At 38.6% G+C, this 16211-nt stretch carries 17 protein-coding genes; 2 read left to right on the top strand and 15 right to left on the bottom strand.

Annotation, left to right across the window (positions count from 1 at the left end):
- Positions 1 to 66 precede the first annotated feature (66 nt).
- Positions 67 to 501 (top strand): Hsp20/alpha crystallin family protein, encoded by a 435-nt coding sequence (locus TE34_RS01725; RefSeq protein ID WP_047983107.1) that lies wholly within the window; start codon positions 67 to 69, stop codon positions 499 to 501.
- A gap of 118 nt (positions 502 to 619) precedes the next feature.
- On the opposite strand, the gene TE34_RS20520 is transcribed toward TE34_RS01725, so the two are convergent.
- From TE34_RS20520 to adh, 4 genes are all read right to left on the bottom strand, one after another.
- Positions 620 to 706, bottom strand: a complete 87-nt coding sequence (locus tag TE34_RS20520) for a YjcZ family sporulation protein (RefSeq protein WP_084710586.1) — start codon at positions 704 to 706, stop codon at positions 620 to 622.
- Positions 707 to 941: 235 nt separating this feature from the next.
- Positions 942 to 2438 carry a class I adenylate-forming enzyme family protein gene (locus tag TE34_RS01720; protein ID WP_047983106.1) on the bottom strand — a complete coding sequence of 499 codons (1497 nt, stop codon included), beginning with the start codon at positions 2436 to 2438 and terminating at the stop codon, positions 942 to 944.
- Positions 2439 to 2703: 265 nt separating this feature from the next.
- Positions 2704 to 3057: a DUF779 domain-containing protein gene (locus tag TE34_RS01715; protein ID WP_047983105.1), complete on the bottom strand. Its 354-nt coding sequence runs from the start codon at positions 3055 to 3057 to the stop codon at positions 2704 to 2706.
- Between the two features lie 24 nt (positions 3058 to 3081).
- The gene (gene adh, locus TE34_RS01710; RefSeq protein ID WP_047983104.1) at positions 3082 to 4602 is read right to left on the bottom strand and encodes an aldehyde dehydrogenase; all 1521 of its coding nucleotides are present in this window, start codon (positions 4600 to 4602) and stop codon (positions 3082 to 3084) included.
- Positions 4603 to 4830: 228 nt separating this feature from the next.
- On the opposite strand from adh, the gene TE34_RS01705 reads away from it, so the two are divergent.
- Entirely contained in the window at positions 4831 to 5799 is a 969-nt protein-coding gene (locus tag TE34_RS01705; protein ID WP_047983103.1) for a hypothetical protein, read from the top strand.
- 43 nt (positions 5800 to 5842) lie between these two features.
- On the opposite strand, the gene fabG is transcribed toward TE34_RS01705, so the two are convergent.
- The 11 genes from fabG to menE all read right to left on the bottom strand — a co-directional run bounded on the left by fabG (position 5843) and on the right by menE (position 16194).
- The gene (gene fabG / locus TE34_RS01700; protein WP_047983102.1) at positions 5843 to 6586 is read right to left on the bottom strand and encodes a 3-oxoacyl-ACP reductase FabG; all 744 of its coding nucleotides are present in this window, start codon (positions 6584 to 6586) and stop codon (positions 5843 to 5845) included.
- A 23-nt stretch (positions 6587 to 6609) separates the two neighbouring features.
- A complete protein-coding gene (gene phaZ / locus TE34_RS01695) occupies positions 6610 to 7518 on the bottom strand; it encodes an intracellular short-chain-length polyhydroxyalkanoate depolymerase (RefSeq protein WP_047983101.1) in 909 nt (302 codons plus the stop codon).
- 12 nt (positions 7519 to 7530) lie between these two features.
- Positions 7531 to 8541 carry a 3-oxoacyl-ACP synthase gene (locus tag TE34_RS01690; RefSeq protein ID WP_047983100.1) on the bottom strand — a complete coding sequence of 337 codons (1011 nt, stop codon included), beginning with the start codon at positions 8539 to 8541 and terminating at the stop codon, positions 7531 to 7533.
- Between the two features lie 15 nt (positions 8542 to 8556).
- A complete protein-coding gene (locus TE34_RS01685) occupies positions 8557 to 9552 on the bottom strand; it encodes a branched-chain amino acid ABC transporter permease (protein ID WP_084710588.1) in 996 nt (331 codons plus the stop codon).
- Entirely contained in the window at positions 9552 to 10412 is an 861-nt protein-coding gene (locus TE34_RS01680; RefSeq protein WP_047983099.1) for a branched-chain amino acid ABC transporter permease, read from the bottom strand. The genes TE34_RS01685 and TE34_RS01680 overlap by 1 nt, the downstream gene beginning before the upstream one ends.
- A gap of 12 nt (positions 10413 to 10424) precedes the next feature.
- Positions 10425 to 11132 (bottom strand): ABC transporter ATP-binding protein, encoded by a 708-nt coding sequence (locus TE34_RS01675; RefSeq protein WP_047983098.1) that lies wholly within the window; start codon positions 11130 to 11132, stop codon positions 10425 to 10427.
- The gene (locus TE34_RS01670; RefSeq protein WP_047983097.1) at positions 11116 to 11883 is read right to left on the bottom strand and encodes an ABC transporter ATP-binding protein; all 768 of its coding nucleotides are present in this window, start codon (positions 11881 to 11883) and stop codon (positions 11116 to 11118) included. Before TE34_RS01670 ends, TE34_RS01675 begins: the two co-directional genes overlap by 17 nt.
- Positions 11884 to 12008: 125 nt before the next feature.
- Entirely contained in the window at positions 12009 to 13208 is a 1200-nt protein-coding gene (locus TE34_RS01665) for a substrate-binding domain-containing protein (protein ID WP_047983096.1), read from the bottom strand.
- Positions 13209 to 13278: 70 nt separating this feature from the next.
- Positions 13279 to 14286 (bottom strand): 3-oxoacyl-ACP synthase, encoded by a 1008-nt coding sequence (locus TE34_RS01660; protein ID WP_047983095.1) that lies wholly within the window; start codon positions 14284 to 14286, stop codon positions 13279 to 13281.
- Positions 14283 to 14696: a MaoC family dehydratase gene (locus tag TE34_RS01655; protein ID WP_047983094.1), complete on the bottom strand. Its 414-nt coding sequence runs from the start codon at positions 14694 to 14696 to the stop codon at positions 14283 to 14285. Before TE34_RS01655 ends, TE34_RS01660 begins: the two co-directional genes overlap by 4 nt.
- Positions 14686 to 16194: an o-succinylbenzoate--CoA ligase gene (menE, locus tag TE34_RS01650; RefSeq protein WP_047983093.1), complete on the bottom strand. Its 1509-nt coding sequence runs from the start codon at positions 16192 to 16194 to the stop codon at positions 14686 to 14688. The genes TE34_RS01655 and menE overlap by 11 nt, the downstream gene beginning before the upstream one ends.
- Between the last annotated feature and the right edge of the window lie 17 nt (positions 16195 to 16211).

Raw genomic sequence — 16211 nt, 5'->3', positions numbered from 1 at the left:
ACACCCATTTTTAGAATTTGCATATAGTATAACTATCATACTGTTAAAAATGAGGTGTTAACAAACATGGATCCATTTCAACAAATGTCTGATTGGAAACGGAATATGGATCACTTTTTTGGCGAACAATTTTGGGATCAATTTGAAGGTATTCTTAAACCAACCATTCCCCAAATCAATATCTATCAAACAGACAATGAAATATTATGTATTGCTAACATACCTGGATTATCGGATTTAGATAAAGTAGATATTTATGTAGACTATGCGACTCTAGAGCTTCGAGGCACTATTGACATTGGACATAGTGGGGGTACGGTCGTAAAAGAAGAAATCTTACAAGGTGTATTCGAACGGTCGATTACCCTCCCTTTTCCGGTTCGGTCAGATAGAATAAAGGCGACCTATAATAATGGATTATTATATATTCAATTGCACCGACTTATTTCAGAATCTAGCCGAAAAAGCCGCGTTCAAGTTGAACTCCTTAAAGATGAGTAGAGTCGTAAGATAGAAATATCCCCCAGTACTGTGCCCTTTAGAGTAAAAATCGGGTTAACACCTCTGGGGGATATATGGTTTATAAAGCCTTATCGGCCATATAAAAAGGAGGTTTTAATTAACAATAAAAAGATGCACCAACAATAATTAGAAGGATAAATAACACTACAATTAACACAAAGCTATCGTTATAATAGTTGCTCATACTATGTCACCCCTTAGAAAAGTAGTTTATATATCCTATTCAAGTTTTCTATTTTGGAATGGGCATATGTATTTATTCAGGGGAATCTAATAAGAAAAATGCATTAGAAAAACTAACACATTCGCTCGTCCTTTAGCGAATGTGTTAGTTTTCTTATGTCGGCGGAAAGTTTTTATAATTTCCTATCTACAAAGAACTCACCAGTACTAATCCACTGCGTGAGTTTTTATAGGATTTAAAGCGTTCCAGCATTTGCATATTGTTCCTTCAGTAAAGCCTTATTAATTTTCCCCACATGGGTCTTCGGTAATTCTTCTAAAAAGAAGAAGTTCTTAGGCACTTTATAACGTGTTAGTCGTTGATGACAGTATTCTTTTAACTCATCAACCGTCACTTCGTCCTTCAATGAGACAAATCCAGTGACGATCTCCCCCCACTTCTTATCCGGTAAACCAACTACAGCCGCTTCATCAACTGAGTCATGCGCTTCCAGCCAATGTTCAATCTCAAGTGGATAAACATTTTCACCACCAGTAATAATCATATCCTTTTTCCGTCCAACAATATAAACATACCCATCTTCATCTTGTTTGACTAAATCACCTGTATGTATCCATCCGTCTTTAATAACTTGATTCGTTTCATCTGGTTTATTCCAATAATATTCAAAGGAATGATAACCTTTAAGAACTAGTTCCCCTACTTCATTTACTTCAGCAAGTGATCCGTCATCCTTTACAATCTTTATATCATTAAACATCATTGGCTTTCCTACTGAGCCAATTTTGCGTTCAGTATCACTAGGATCAATGTAAAAATTATTCGGACCTGCTTCTGTCAGTCCATATCCTTCTTTGAACGCTATGCCCTTCTCCCGAAAAGCATCATAAATCTTATGTGGACATGGTGCTCCTCCAGAGACAAAGACTTTCATATGGGGGAAGCTTGCTTCTTGGAATTCCTTCGTTTGAATAATCATATGGTACATTGTCGGAACAAAGAGTACGACCGTACATTGGTACTTCAGTAAATTTTCGACTGCCTTCTCTGGCTTGAATTCTGGCGATAGAACGACCTTTCCGCCTGCAAGCAAAAGTGGTAACGTGTATACGTTTAACCCGCCTGTATGGAACATTGGTGTACTAATTAACGTAACATCATCTGCACCTAGATCCCAGCTAACAATCGTATTTAATGCATTCCACAAAATAGACCGATGAGATAATACGACTCCCTTTGGACGGCCAGTCGTTCCACCAGTATAAATCATTGCTAGTGGGGCTTCTTCCTTAACATGGCTATCAAAGCTATGTCGTTCATAAGGTAAAGAGTCACAGTAATGATTACCCGCAATATCGATTATTTCAGTATCTACATCCATATCTTCAACTTTATCCCTGAACAGTGGTGCTACACCTACTATTTTGGGCTTGGAATCTTGTAACACATAGGTTAACTCATCTTTCCCTAATCGCCAGTTTAATGGGATAAATATCGCACCAATTCGCATACAGGCAAAAAAGAAATCTAAATATCCAATATGATTCGGTGCTAAAATAGCAACCCGATCACCCGATTTAACACCGTTCGTTAAGAAAAAATTGGCAATTTTATTCGCTCGTTCATGAAGTTCATTATAAGTCCAAGAATCATCCGTCGCAGCATCAACTACAGCAATTCTGTCTGGAGATATATTGACTCTACTCTGTAACCAGTCCATATTTGCATGCATCGCTATCCCTCCACTTTCTAAGAGTAGTATAAGAATTAGGAGTTACACGAGGGTTACAGAGTGATTCGTTGGGAGGAGAATAGAGTGGAAATGCTAAAGATAGGGTTAAAAGCGCTAAAGTTTTGGTTAAAACGCTAAAGATGAGTCTGAAAATGATGAAGTTTCACCATTCCTCGCTAAAGATTATGTTAACTAACAAAAAAGGGGTCACCTTAGCTATAAAAAATGCCAAACCCAGAGCCGGATTTGGCATTTTTATTATATATTAACTTAATGCAGCTCGTTCTTCTTCAGTAAACACTCTCGACCTTGTCAAAAACCGTTTACCTTCTGGACCTTCGACAGAAAACATGCCGCCTCTGCCATCGACAACATCGATAATAAGCTGGGTGTGCTTCCAATATTCATATTGGTCCTTGGAAATATAAAATGGTGTATCCCCAATCTCACCTAAGAATATATCGGAATCACCAACTCGAAACTCACCACGAGGGTAGCACATTGGTGAACTGCCATCACAACATCCACCAGATTGATGAAACATTAGATCACCGTGGATCGTCTTTAATTTTTCTAGTAATTGAAGAGTTGCTTCTGTTGCAGTTACTCGCTCTACCATTCCTCACACCTCTTTAAGTCCGACTTAAAACAACCCAACTGGACCTTCGCTATAGCTCACTAGTAGATTCTTCGTTTGTTGGTAATGATCAAGCATCATTTGATGATTTTCCCTACCAATACCAGATTTCTTATAGCCACCAAATGCAGCATGAGCAGGATATTGGTGATAACAATTGGTCCACACTCTGCCCGCCTCAATGTCACGGCCAAATCGGTACGCGGTATTCATGTCACGAGTCCATACGCCTGCTCCTAGTCCATATAGCGTATCATTGGCGATTTGAATGGCCTCTTCTTTATCTTTAAACGTTGTAACAGAAAGTACTGGACCGAAGATTTCCTCTTGGAAAATACGCATCTTATTATGTCCTTTGAAAATCGTTGGTTTTACATAATAGCCTTCTGCCAGTTCACCTTCTAGCTTATTAACTGCACCACCAGCAAGTACCTCGGCACCTTCTTGCTTTCCAATATCTAGATATGAGATAATTTTTTCCATTTGTTCTGTTGAAGCCTGTGCTCCCATCATCGTTTCCGTGTCTAATGGGTGGCCAATTTTAATTTGATTTACTCGTTCAATGGCACGTTCCATAAATCGATCATAAATAGACTCGTGAATTAATGCTCTGGATGGGCAAGTACAAACTTCCCCTTGGTTTAAGGCAAACATGACCAGCCCTTCAATTGCCTTATCTAAAAAGGCATCGTCCTTATCCATCACATCTTCAAAGAATATATTTGGTGACTTTCCACCTAATTCCAAGGTAACAGGAATTAGATTTTCCGAAGCGTATTGCATAATCAATCGACCGGTAGTGGTTTCTCCAGTAAAGGCGATTTTTGCTATACGGCTGTTAGAAGCTAACGGTTTACCTGCTTCTAGTCCAAATCCATTTACAATGTTCACTACCCCTGGTGGTAGTAAGTCATGAATTAATTCCATGAATACATGAATCGATGCAGGAGTCTGCTCTGCTGGTTTTAATACCACACAGTTTCCTGCTGCAAGTGCAGGAGCTAATTTCCATGTTGCCATTAATAAAGGAAAATTCCACGGAATAATTTGACCTACTACTCCTAATGGCTCATGAAAATGATAAGCAACCGTATCGTTATCTATTTGACTAATACCACCTTCTTGCGCTCGGATTGCTCCAGCAAAGTAACGAAAGTGATCAATTGCCAGTGGTAAGTCGGCAGCTAGCGTTTCTCGTACTGCTTTTCCATTATCCCATGTTTCAGCAACGGCTAGCATTTCCAAATTCTCTTCCATTCGATCAGCGATCTTATTTAAGATATTGGCGCGTTCTGCTACGGATGTAGTTCCCCAAGCTCCCTTTGCTTCATGGGCTGCATCGATTGCAGCTTCCACATCTTCTTTTGTAGATCGGGCAACTTCACAGAAAACTTGTCCGGTTACAGGACTAACATTTTTAAAATATTCCCCATTTGCAGGAGGGCGATATTCCCCCCCAATAAAATTATCATAACGTTCCTTAAAATGAATGACTGCCCCATCTGTATTTGGATTTGCATATTTCATTTCACATTCCCCCTCTAATTTTTTCAACAAGAAACTAGAAATAGCCTCTATTAAATGGCTATTCCAACAAATTGAAAAATATTCCATAACGAGGGGATTACTTACAAATTAAACCTTTTAAGAGTTTTAGTTATTTTCATAATAATCTGCTATTATTTTCCATTGCCCTATAGTAATATTAAATCAAATTACTATCTCACCCAATCTAAGGAAAGAAGGGAAAAACAAGTGAAAAAAAACCTTTTAATTATTTTACTTTTACTAGTAATTATTGCGCCATTTATTTGGTGGGGGAACCAATCCGACCTGCCAAATGGTATACATATTGAAAAGCAGTCTGGTTTACTTGTTTTACAAGTAGATGATTCATTAACTGCTCCTTTCCAAATTCCAGTGGTATGGGTGAAATCACATCCATGGGAAAAACCACCGGTAATTAAGGATTTATTATTGCTTAACCAATCCGGGGAAGAAATAGCAGTAATTAATGGAGAATACCTTTTAGAGAATTCTTTCTCGCAACAAATTAACTGGTATGAAAGGGAAGTTAAGGGTGAAGTGGAATTCATTCTTAACGGGGACAAAACAATGGAGAGTTTTGGGCATCGCATAACTCCCCTTTCAGATACGCTGAAGGAAAGTTATGTACCAGAGGAACTACGTTTAACCTATGATGAAAATACGCTCACGTACACATTTGATAATCTATTAAAACTAACTACTTTTCACGAAAATAGTTATCAACTGGATCGCTCATGGGAAGTTAGAAGTTTTTACTTTTGCCATCAAGGTGATATAGAGCCGAAGATTAAAGGGCTTTTCTTAGAGGCAAATGTAATTCCAAATACTAAGCTAGAAGAGATTTTATTCTGGTTACCTGGTATGCCTGAGGGCTATTTCGAGGAGCATGCTCAATACACCTTTGATGCAAAGACTATTGAATCTGTTGATTCTACCAGTTCATTTGATGGTGAACCATTGACTCTTCCATTGGAAGTAATTTCTTCCGATATCCTAATATACTTACCTTTTACAGATGAAATGATTGAAACGATAGGTAGTTCCACTGTTACTTTATTTCCTTACTTCAAAGTAGAAGATAACAATGGAGAAGTTTCATATCGGAGCAGTGGAGGGATGGTCGGACAAATAACGGAAGGAGAAAGTAAGCAATACCTTACTGTAAAAAAGCAATAACAAAGAGCTGGACTTATCAAGTGATAAATCCAGCTCTTTTATTTTACATTATAATTCCACCATCAACATGCAACACATGACCATTCACATAATTAGATTCATCTGAAGACAAGAATAGGTACGCATTCGCAATATCTTCTGGCGTTCCTAATCGCTGCATCGGTACCATTGCCTTCATTTTATCGATTACTTTATCCGGCATAGCAGATACCATCGCAGTCGCCGTGAAACCAGGTGCCACAGCATTTACATTGATACCTTTACGACCTAGCTCTTTTGCCCATGTCTTTGTCATGCCAATTAATCCAGCCTTTGCTGCCGCATAGTTTGTCTGCCCTACATTACCATACGTACCAGTTACTGAAGAAGTATTGACGATCTTGCCCTTCCCTTGTTCCACTAAGTATGGCAAAACTGCTTGTGTACAATTAAATACACCAGTTAAATTCACATCTAATACTTGCTGAAATTGCTCTAGCGTCATTTTAGCTAGCATAGCATCTCTAGTGATCCCTGCATTATTGATTAGAATATCAATTCTCCCAAATTCGGATAGTGTTGTTTCGACCAGAGCATTAACACTATCACGGTCAGCAACATTCACTTGGACAAACTTAACCGTTAATCCTTCTTCTTTTAATGCCTTCTCACTTTGTAATCCATTTGCTTCATCAAAGTCTGCAAGGATAACCTTTGCACCCTCATTACCAAATTTTCGTGCTGCCTCAAAGCCAATTCCATTAGCAGCACCGGTAATAATGGCCACCTTATCTAGTAATCTATTCATATATAAACTCCTCTATCGTTAGATTAATTTACGCTCATTACACCCGAAAAGAAGTCTTCCATTACGCCTAATAATTGGTCTAAATCATCAATGATTGGTGAGTGCCCACAGCCTTTTAATTCTTTATAAACTGCTTTATCACCAAAATCTTCTCGGATCTCATCAGTCATGCTTCGTGTAACAACTAAATCACGTTCACCCCAAGCAATAAGAACAGGGATGTTTATATCCTTTATACGGTTCTCTCCTTCAGTTAATCCATTATGGACACTACTAATATTGAAGGTATTAAGAGCCTGATATATTTCTGCTAAATTACGCTGGGTTGTCATATCCTCTAAATATTTCTGGTATCTCTCTTCATCAGGCTTGTTGTGCGTATAAATTACAGCTTCCCAAACCTGTCTTAGAACATCATAGTTTTTCGTATCATACGCTCCTTGAACAAATAACCTCTTACTATCTTTAAACATTTCATCTAATGTCTGAATACGATTATTCAAATCCGGCATTCCATCTGCACCAAGTGGGTAATAAGGATAGCCGCGTGTGGATCCAGATGCTTGAAGAAATAAAGCCTTACAGTATCCTGGATAATCCGCACAGAACTGCATGGAGACACAACCACCTGTAGACCAACCAGCAAGTGCAAAATCTGTAATCCCTACTTCGTCTACCCAAAGCTTTAGATCTTCTGAGAAGTCCTTAATGGCTGTAATTTGCTTGTTATAACTAGATTCACCAAAGCCCCGCATATCGATTGCATAAACCTTATAACGCTCCGATAGATTATCAATGACAAGATCCCAATGAACAGAAGAGGTCATATTTCCATGAACCAAAACAATGATATCCTCGCCACCTTCACGCTCCCGATAAGCTATTTCTTCACCATTTGGTAAAACTACTTTTTTCAAATTTACATTTGCCATCAGTATTCCCCCTCATTCTCCCCATTTGATAATATTTGCTCCCCAAGCATAGCCAATGCCTGCAGAGACTAGTACAACGATATCTCCTTTACGAAGCTTTCCTTGTTGTTCCGCTAATTCTAGTGATAGAATCTGATCCATTTGCCCAATATGTCCATAGTCTTCTAGATAGATAGATTTATCATGATTAACACCAAGTTGGTCTAGTACATAAAGATGGGCAGACTTCTTCATATGAAGCATAGCAACATAGCTGATGTCCTCTTTTTGATAACCACTTTTTGCTAAAGCTTTTTCAATACATTCGATAAAGTTCATCATCGATTTTTGTTCTAAACGTTCCTTCATTCCTTGAGGATCAACGACATCCAATTGATATAAGCCGGCATCTAGGTTTTCTTTCGATATTGGATTTTTAGTTCCACCGGTAGTCACATAAACATCTTCCGAAAAAGAACCATCGGTAATAATATGTGATTCTAAGATTTGATTTTCAAGGTGTCCCTTTTTCAAGATAATAGCACCACCACCTGCACCTAGGTTAAACATAAAACGTGTGCGTGGATTCTCGTAGTTAATAAAGTCTACATTACGATAGCCACCTGCAAGTAGAACCGTATTGATGGATGGATCGGATTTCATCATATCCTTGGCAACCTTTATTCCCATTATCGTTGTTCCGCACCTTAGCGCGGTATCAAAAGCCCATGCATTCACAGCACCAATTTCATGTTGAAGCTTAATACCCGCAGTCCACAAAGGATACTCCTTGTGCTCCTCGCCAATATAGATGACTAAATCAATCTCTTTAGGATCGATATTGGCTTTCTTGATCGCACGTTCTGCTGCCCAAATCCCCATTTGTGCCGTATGATCATCTTCACCTGGAATCGGCTTTTGTTTGATTCCCATCTTTTGTTCGACAACCTCAAGTGGAATTCCTGCAAGTTCCGAGATTTCTTTTGAGGTCATTCTTTTTTCAGGGATGTATATACCTGTACTGACAATTCCTATCGTTTCCATTTTATCAATGCCTCCCTAGCTAGCCTTTTTCGTAGTGTGTTGCTTTTTAGAACGACCTGATAGCTTGGATCTTATTGTACCTACGAGTCCTAACGGGAAGAAAATTACTACAAGAATGTAAACAGTACCGTATAGAATAATCCACCGTTCAAATATCCAGTGAACATCTGCTAACCCTGAAATCCAGTGGTGAGCTAATTCGATTAGCGCCGCCCCTAGAATCGGACCAACTAACGTACCAACGCCACCAATAATTGTCATTAATAATACATCAATCGTTACATCCGTATGGAACACGCTCGTATTTACAAAACGAAGCGACAGCATATATAGAACCCCGGCAAAACTAGCTACAACTCCCGAAACAACACTAACCAATACTTTATAATGTAGTACTTTGAAACCCAAAGACTCCGTACGATTCTCGTTTTCTCTAATCGCAACTAACACTCTACCAAAGGGCGAATTCGTTAATCTTCTTAGTCCAAAGAAAATTAACACTAAGCATACTAAACTGACGATATATAATGTGGTTGAATCTCTTAAGAATTCAGGAATTTTAAAAGTAAATCCATCATTCCCCTTCGTCAAAGAACGCCATTTTTCAGCTGCCACTAAGAACAACCCGGCAAATGCTAAGGTAAGCATGGCGTAAAAATGACTCTTCAATCGGAGCGTTAATATTCCAACTATAAAACTAACAACCGCTGCAAATAATACAGCAACTAAAATGGCTACTAACAATGCAAAAATACTAGCATCAAAACGATCCATAAAGATAGCAGTAGTATATGCACCTATTCCAAAAAACATCGCGTGACCAAATGAGATGATTCCGGTGTATCCTAATAAGAGGTCATAGCTCATTGCAAAAATAGCAAAGATGAAGATCTGGGTAATCATAAATTGTACGCTTCGTCCAGTTAAGATAAACGGCAATATGAGCAATATTACTGCAACACCTAGATAGATTAAATTACTTTTTGTCATCGATCGTAATATCAAGCCAATCACCCCTTCACCTTAAATAAACCTTGAGGTCTAAAGATTAGTACAACTGTCATAATTAACATATTTACAGCTAATGACAATGCTGGTACATAATAAGCCATATACGCTTGAGCTAAGCCTACTAATATTGCTGCCAATAAAGAACCAGTAAAACTTCCCATTCCACCAATTACTACTACAATAAAGGCTAGAATGGAAAACTCTAGACCCATCTCGGCATAAATAACCCCAGAATATGGCGCATGAAGAACTCCACTTAATGCAGCTAGTGCAGCACCAACCATAAACACTGCCATAAATACAAAACGAATATTAATTCCAAGAGTTTGAACCATTTCACGATTCATTACCCCTGCACGAACGATTAAACCAATTCTTGTCTTCTTCAAGATTAGGAAAATGATTAAGAATAATAGAAAACCAATGGCAATAATGAATAAGCGATATTTAATCAGGATGACATCACCCATTTGAAAGCTACCCTCTAACCACGCTGGTGGATATACCGCCTTTTGGTCCGGACCGAAAACTACTTTAATCAATTCCTGTAGTACAAGCATAAAACCTAATGTAATCAAAATTTGTTGAATATGGTTTCCATAAACTGGTCTGATAATTAGTCTTTCTGTTATTAGCCCTAGAACTAAACCAGTAATAATCGCTAGAATAATCGCTAATAAGAAACTATCTGTTACCGCATAAATTGATACGCCGGCATACGCACCCCAGATAAATAAACCTCCGTGTGCAAAGTTCAGCACGCTCATTAATCCAAAAATTAATGTTAACCCCGCAGCAAGGAGGAAAATCAACATACCTGTTGCAAGTCCGTTAACCGTTAAACTAACAATTAAGTCCATGTCGTTTCCTCCTTATGAAACACCTAAATATTTTTTCATTAACACTTTATCTTCTTTCAATTCTCCCATTTGTCCGTGATGAACGGTCTGGCCATCATCAATAATGTAGAATCTATCCCCGATTTTACTTGCCATCATGAAGTTTTGCTCCACTAGTAGAATGGTAGTTTTCTCTTTCATTTGAAGAATCGTTTCCATTACCTTTTCTACAACAATTGGAGCTAGCCCTTTACTCGGCTCATCAATTAACAGGAGGTCATTTTCATTCACATACGCACGAGAGATTGCTAGCATTTGCTTTTGTCCACCACTTAACTGTCCACCCGGCTTCTTCCAGAACTTCTTCAAATCTGGAAATAAATCTAGTATCCATTCTAAGCGTTCTGTTGTTTCCTTATCTTCACGCTTCATGGCAACACGTAAATTTTCTCCAACAGTTAAATCTTCAAATATTCCTTGGTCTTCTGGTACATAACCAATACCTTTATTTGCAATAAGATGAGGCTTTAAATTTGTTATTTCTTCGTCTTTGAAGTTGATAGATCCTTTTGAAACTGGATTTAAGCCCATAATGGTTCGTAACGTTGTTGTTTTACCAGCGCCATTTCTTCCAAGTAATACAGTTACTTCCCCCTTTGGCACTTCAAAACTAATATCATGTAATATGTGGAATTGCTGTATATAGGCTTCCACTTGAGAAAGCTTAAGCAAGCTGCTCATCGTACATTCCTCCTAGGTATGCTGATTGGACGGTTTCATTTTCAACTATTTCATCTGGAGTACCTTTTGCTATTAATTCTCCGTGGAATAATACAAGGACTTCATCCGATAGATCCATAATCATATCCATCTTGTGCTCGATTAAAACAATCGTTCGATCTTCTTCCGCCTTGATTTGTTTAATAACATCTATAATTGCTGGTACTTCTTCCAACGACATCCCTGCAGTCGGTTCATCTAATAATAAAATCTCTGTTTCTAGCGCTAATAACATGGCAATCTCTAGCTTCCGCTTTTCACCATGTGCTAGATTAGCAGCTACAGAGTCTGCTCTTCCATCCAGTAAAACTCTTTCTAAAATCGTATGTGCTTTTTCTTCAAACTTCTTATAATGTAAAAAGTGCTTAATCATTTGATAACGAACATTAGCCTGGGATTGGATGGCTAAGCGTACATTCTCTAGTACGGTTAAATTAGGGAATACATTTGTTATTTGAAAGGATCTACCGATACCAAGACGAGTTCTGTCTGTAGCAGATTTTTTAGTAATTTCGTTCCCCTTAAAAAATATGGAGCCCTCTGATGGAGAAAGTTGACCGCTTAGTAGATTGAAAAAAGTGGTTTTACCAGCACCATTGGGGCCAATGATAGATGTGAATTTCTTTTCTGGTATTTGTACCGTTACATGATCAACAGCTGTATGACCACCAAAGTTTATGGTTAAGTCCTTCGTTTCTAGAATGAATGTCATGATGCGCCTCCTTTAACTGAAATAAATTGTTCAAACCATTTAAGAAGGGAACAACCCTCGCCTAGTGGCAAGGGTAGCCCATGTTATTCTTAATTACATTGACAGAACTTCTGCCTATAAAACTATTATTCTTTGTTCATAATTGGTGGTGCAGTTTCTTCTGGTGAAAGCACACGGTTTAGAACAGGTACTGGGTACTCAACCCCATCTTGTTGTTCTAGTGTAATCGCATACAATTCTTGTAGTGCTTGGTGGTCTTCTGGACGGAATGTCATCTTACCTTTTGGAGTATCAAAGCTCATTCCTTCCATTGTTTCAATTAACTTAGCAGCATCTGCATCTCCATCAGTCTTCTTAAGGGCTTCTACAATTGCAAGTGCTGCACTCATTCCACCTGGTGTAAATAGGTCAGGCACTTCCCCATCAAAACGTTCTTTATGTTCTTTTACTAACCAGTCATTAATTTCATTGTCTGGTAGTGTATGATAATAGACTGTAAATCCTTCCATTCCAACTAGTGCATTCATCGTTGATAATGCAGCAATATCAGGAGCACCTGTTGAAATTTTAATGCCTTGGTCTTGTAATTTCATATCTGCAATTTGATTCCATGGCGAGTTTGCTCCCGCCCATACTACAAATAGGTAATCTGGATCTGCTTCAATGATTTTCTGAATATTTGCCGTAAAGTCAGTGGCTGCTTGGTCTGCAAATTCTTGATGTACGATATCGGCACCAAGTTCTTCCGCAGCTGCAACGAAGGCTGCTACACCGTCATGACCAAATGAGTAATCGGGCGCAAGTGTTGCGATTTTTACTCCATCACCTGCGATTGCAGCAGCTGCTGCAACAGCATCTTGTGATGAGTTACGTGCTGTACGGAAAATGTAATCATTATACTCAGAACCTGTAATACTATCTGCTGCTGCAGGTTCAACAATCATAATTGTTTCATACTCTTCCGCTAGTGGCGTTACCGCTAACGTATCACCTGAACTTGAAGATCCTACTAGAAAATCAACTTCATCATCCTCTAATAGTTTAAGAGCCTTTTGACGAGCAACTTCCGGATTGGTTTCAGTATCTTCAATAATTACCTCAATCTTTTTACCAGCAACTTCATTCGTTCCATCCGTTGCATAGTCAATTCCTAATTCAAAGCCTCGAAGTGTTTGTTTCCCATAAGCTTCAAGTACACCCGTTTCAGATGCAAGTACACCAATTTTAATCACATCATCTGAATCTCCAGATGCATCATCGCCACAAGCTGCTAAAAATCCGACTAGTAACAATGCAAATATAATGCCAACTGTACGTTTTAACATTAAATAGTTCCCCCTTGTTTTTTAAAAATCTTACTTAGGCAAATCATAACTTCATGTAGTTACAAGACAGTTACAAACGCTTACCATGCCATTTAATGGCCGTTGCAGCCCACGTGTAACCAGTACCCGCAGATACAGCAACAGCAATATCCCCCTCCTTCAATAGCCCATCTATTTCAGCAAAATATAAACCATAACAAGGATCAAGTGCAGACATATGGCCATGATGTGTTAAATAAACTGCTTGATTTTCTGATAAACCAACTTGTGTCAGAATCTCTGTGAACATGGATTTTTTTGTATGTAGTGGTAGAAGTAGTTTTAAATCGTGTAGAGTTGCTCCACTTTTTTCTAAGGCGTTTTTGATGACTTTGACAAAGTTGGGGATAGAAACTGGGTCGAGACGTTCTTTCATACTGAGTGGATCTGGAACATCGATATAATGCATGTCCTTTTCTACAACCTCGGAACTAACGGGATGTACGGACCCTCCTCCTGGAATTAATACATCCTTGCTAAATGAACCATCTGTTAGGATGGAAGATGCAAGAATTTCGCTCCTTGTTGCTTCTCTCGTAATAAGGGCTGCTGCACCTCCATCTGCAAAGTTAAACATAAAACGAGACCTGGGATTTTGGTAATTCACAATTTGTGACTCCTTTGACCCACCGACAAGCAAAATATTACGAATGGACTGATCAGATACAAGCATATCTTTCGCAACCTTTACTGCTATTGGAAAACAAGAGCTAACATTCATCATTTCAAATGAATAGGCATTTGTTGTACCAAGTTCATGTTGAATCTTAGAAGAGGCCGTCCAGACTTGATAATCCTTATATGGACTACCAAAGTAAATCACAACATCAATCGACTTCGGGTCAATATCTTGCAAAATATTTTTACCAGCAGCGACCGCTAAATCAGAGGCATGCATTTCTTTTGGAGCAATTCTTTTTTCAAATAACCCAAACTTCTCTTTAATGACATGTTCTGGAATAGTAGTTTTTTCTGCTAGAACCGCTGCAGTTTCTCGATGTTCAGGCTCATATATACTAACTCTCTCAATACCAATCATTGTTTGATCATCTCCTTCGATAGCTTCATGACACCTTCCCCATCCAGAACGACTTCTCCATGTTGGTTGATACAAGTTGTTTTGACAGTGATTAAACGCTTTGATTCATCCAACTCAATAACCTCTCCATGAGTAGTAATGGTATCCCCAATATAAACCGGTTTGGTAAAGTGTAGTGTTTGTGATACATACACCGAGCCTGGCCCAGGTAAATGCATACCTAGCAATCTCGATAGATAACTTGCAGTTAAAATACCATGACTAATTCGTTCTTTAAAAAACGTCTGCTTCGCATATTCCCGGTCAACATGAATCGGATTATAGTCACCAGTTAATCCAGCAAATAGGACAATGTCGGTTTCGGTAACAGTTCTCGAAAACTCCGCTGTTTGTCCAATGTTAAATTTCATTTTTTCCCACCTCTGCATTCAGTAACATGTACAAAGCTTTTTTATCTATTTTCCCAGTAGCATTCTTCGGTAAATCCTCTAAAATGGTAAACTCTTTCGGAACTTTATATTTTGCTAGTTTAGAAGCGCAATAATCTCGGATCTCTTCTTTAGACAAATCACAATTTGAATTGAATGAGATAAAAGCAATTGGCACCTCTCCCCACTTTTCGTGTGGTAACCCTATCACTGCGGCTTCATTTATAGCTGAAAGTTCTTTTAATACTTGTTCTATTTCGAGTGGATAAATATTTTCCCCACCAGATATAATCATGTCCTTTTTTCTTCCAGCAACATAAATAAAACCTTCTTCATCCTGCCTCATTAAATCCCCGGAATAAAACCAACCATCGCGTATTGCTTCGTTTGTCTTATCAGGCAATCCCCAATATTCCTTCATGACATGTGGTCCTTTGATGAGTAACTCTCCTACCTCACCATTAGGTACGGGAATCCCCTCTTCATCAACAATAGCAATATCACAAAACATGACAGGCTTCCCTATCGATCCTACCTTCCTCTGATAATCTTCTTTCACTAACATGAAGATAGTAGGGGAAGTTTCGGTCATTCCCATTCCTTGACCAAATGGTAGTCCTCGATCTAAATATGCCTCGATTAATTCTCTAGGACAAGGTGCTCCTCCACTATAGAACCAGCGTACACTACTAAAATCTGCTGTTTCAAAACGAGGGTGTTTTCGTATCGCATCATGAATGGTAGGAACCCCCATGACTATTGTAATCTCGTATTCTTCGATTACTTGAATAGCATAGCCAGGTTCAAATTTAGAAGGAACGACTACTGTTCCACCAGCAAGTAAGGTTGGAAAAGCAAACAATCCTATCCCACCAATATGAAATAGCGGTAAAAGAACAATCACTTTATCATTTGTGGTAATATCAATCGCGTATTGATTGTTTAATGCATTCCAAAACATATTATCCTGAGTCAACACGGCCCCTTTAGGTCTACCCGTTGTACCAGACGTGTAGCAAATAATAAATGGATCATCCGCTGTATTCACATTCACCTCTTTACAAGGCAAATCATAATCGTCAATTTTCTCACCAAAACAGTAAGCGTTTTCAAAAATGACCTTATTTTTTATTTCCTCATACAATGCTGCTGTTCTACTTTCATACAGAATCATTTTTGCACCACTATCATTGATCTGGAACTGCAATTCCGATGCTGTTAATCTGACGTTTAAAGGTACGGCAACGAGTCCTAATTGAGCAATCGCAAAATAGAAAATCATATATTCCACTCGATTTTGGGAGAGGATTGCGACCCTGTCTCCTTTTTGCAATTGGAATCGATGCTGCAACAAAGATGCTGCTCGATGAACTTCTTCCGATAATGCTTCATAAGTATAGGTGCTTTCTTCTCCAATAAGCGCTACTCTTTTTGGTGTCAAAAAAGCCCGTTTGTGAATCCAATAGGATATCGGCTTCATCTATTCGAACTCCTCTC

Origin of the sequence: Ornithinibacillus californiensis (assembly GCF_001038485.1) — a bacterium.
In the GTDB taxonomy this organism is placed as follows: domain Bacteria; phylum Bacillota; class Bacilli; order Bacillales; family Amphibacillaceae; genus Ornithinibacillus; species Ornithinibacillus californiensis.
This window is presented reverse-complemented; position numbering and strand designations above follow the sequence as displayed.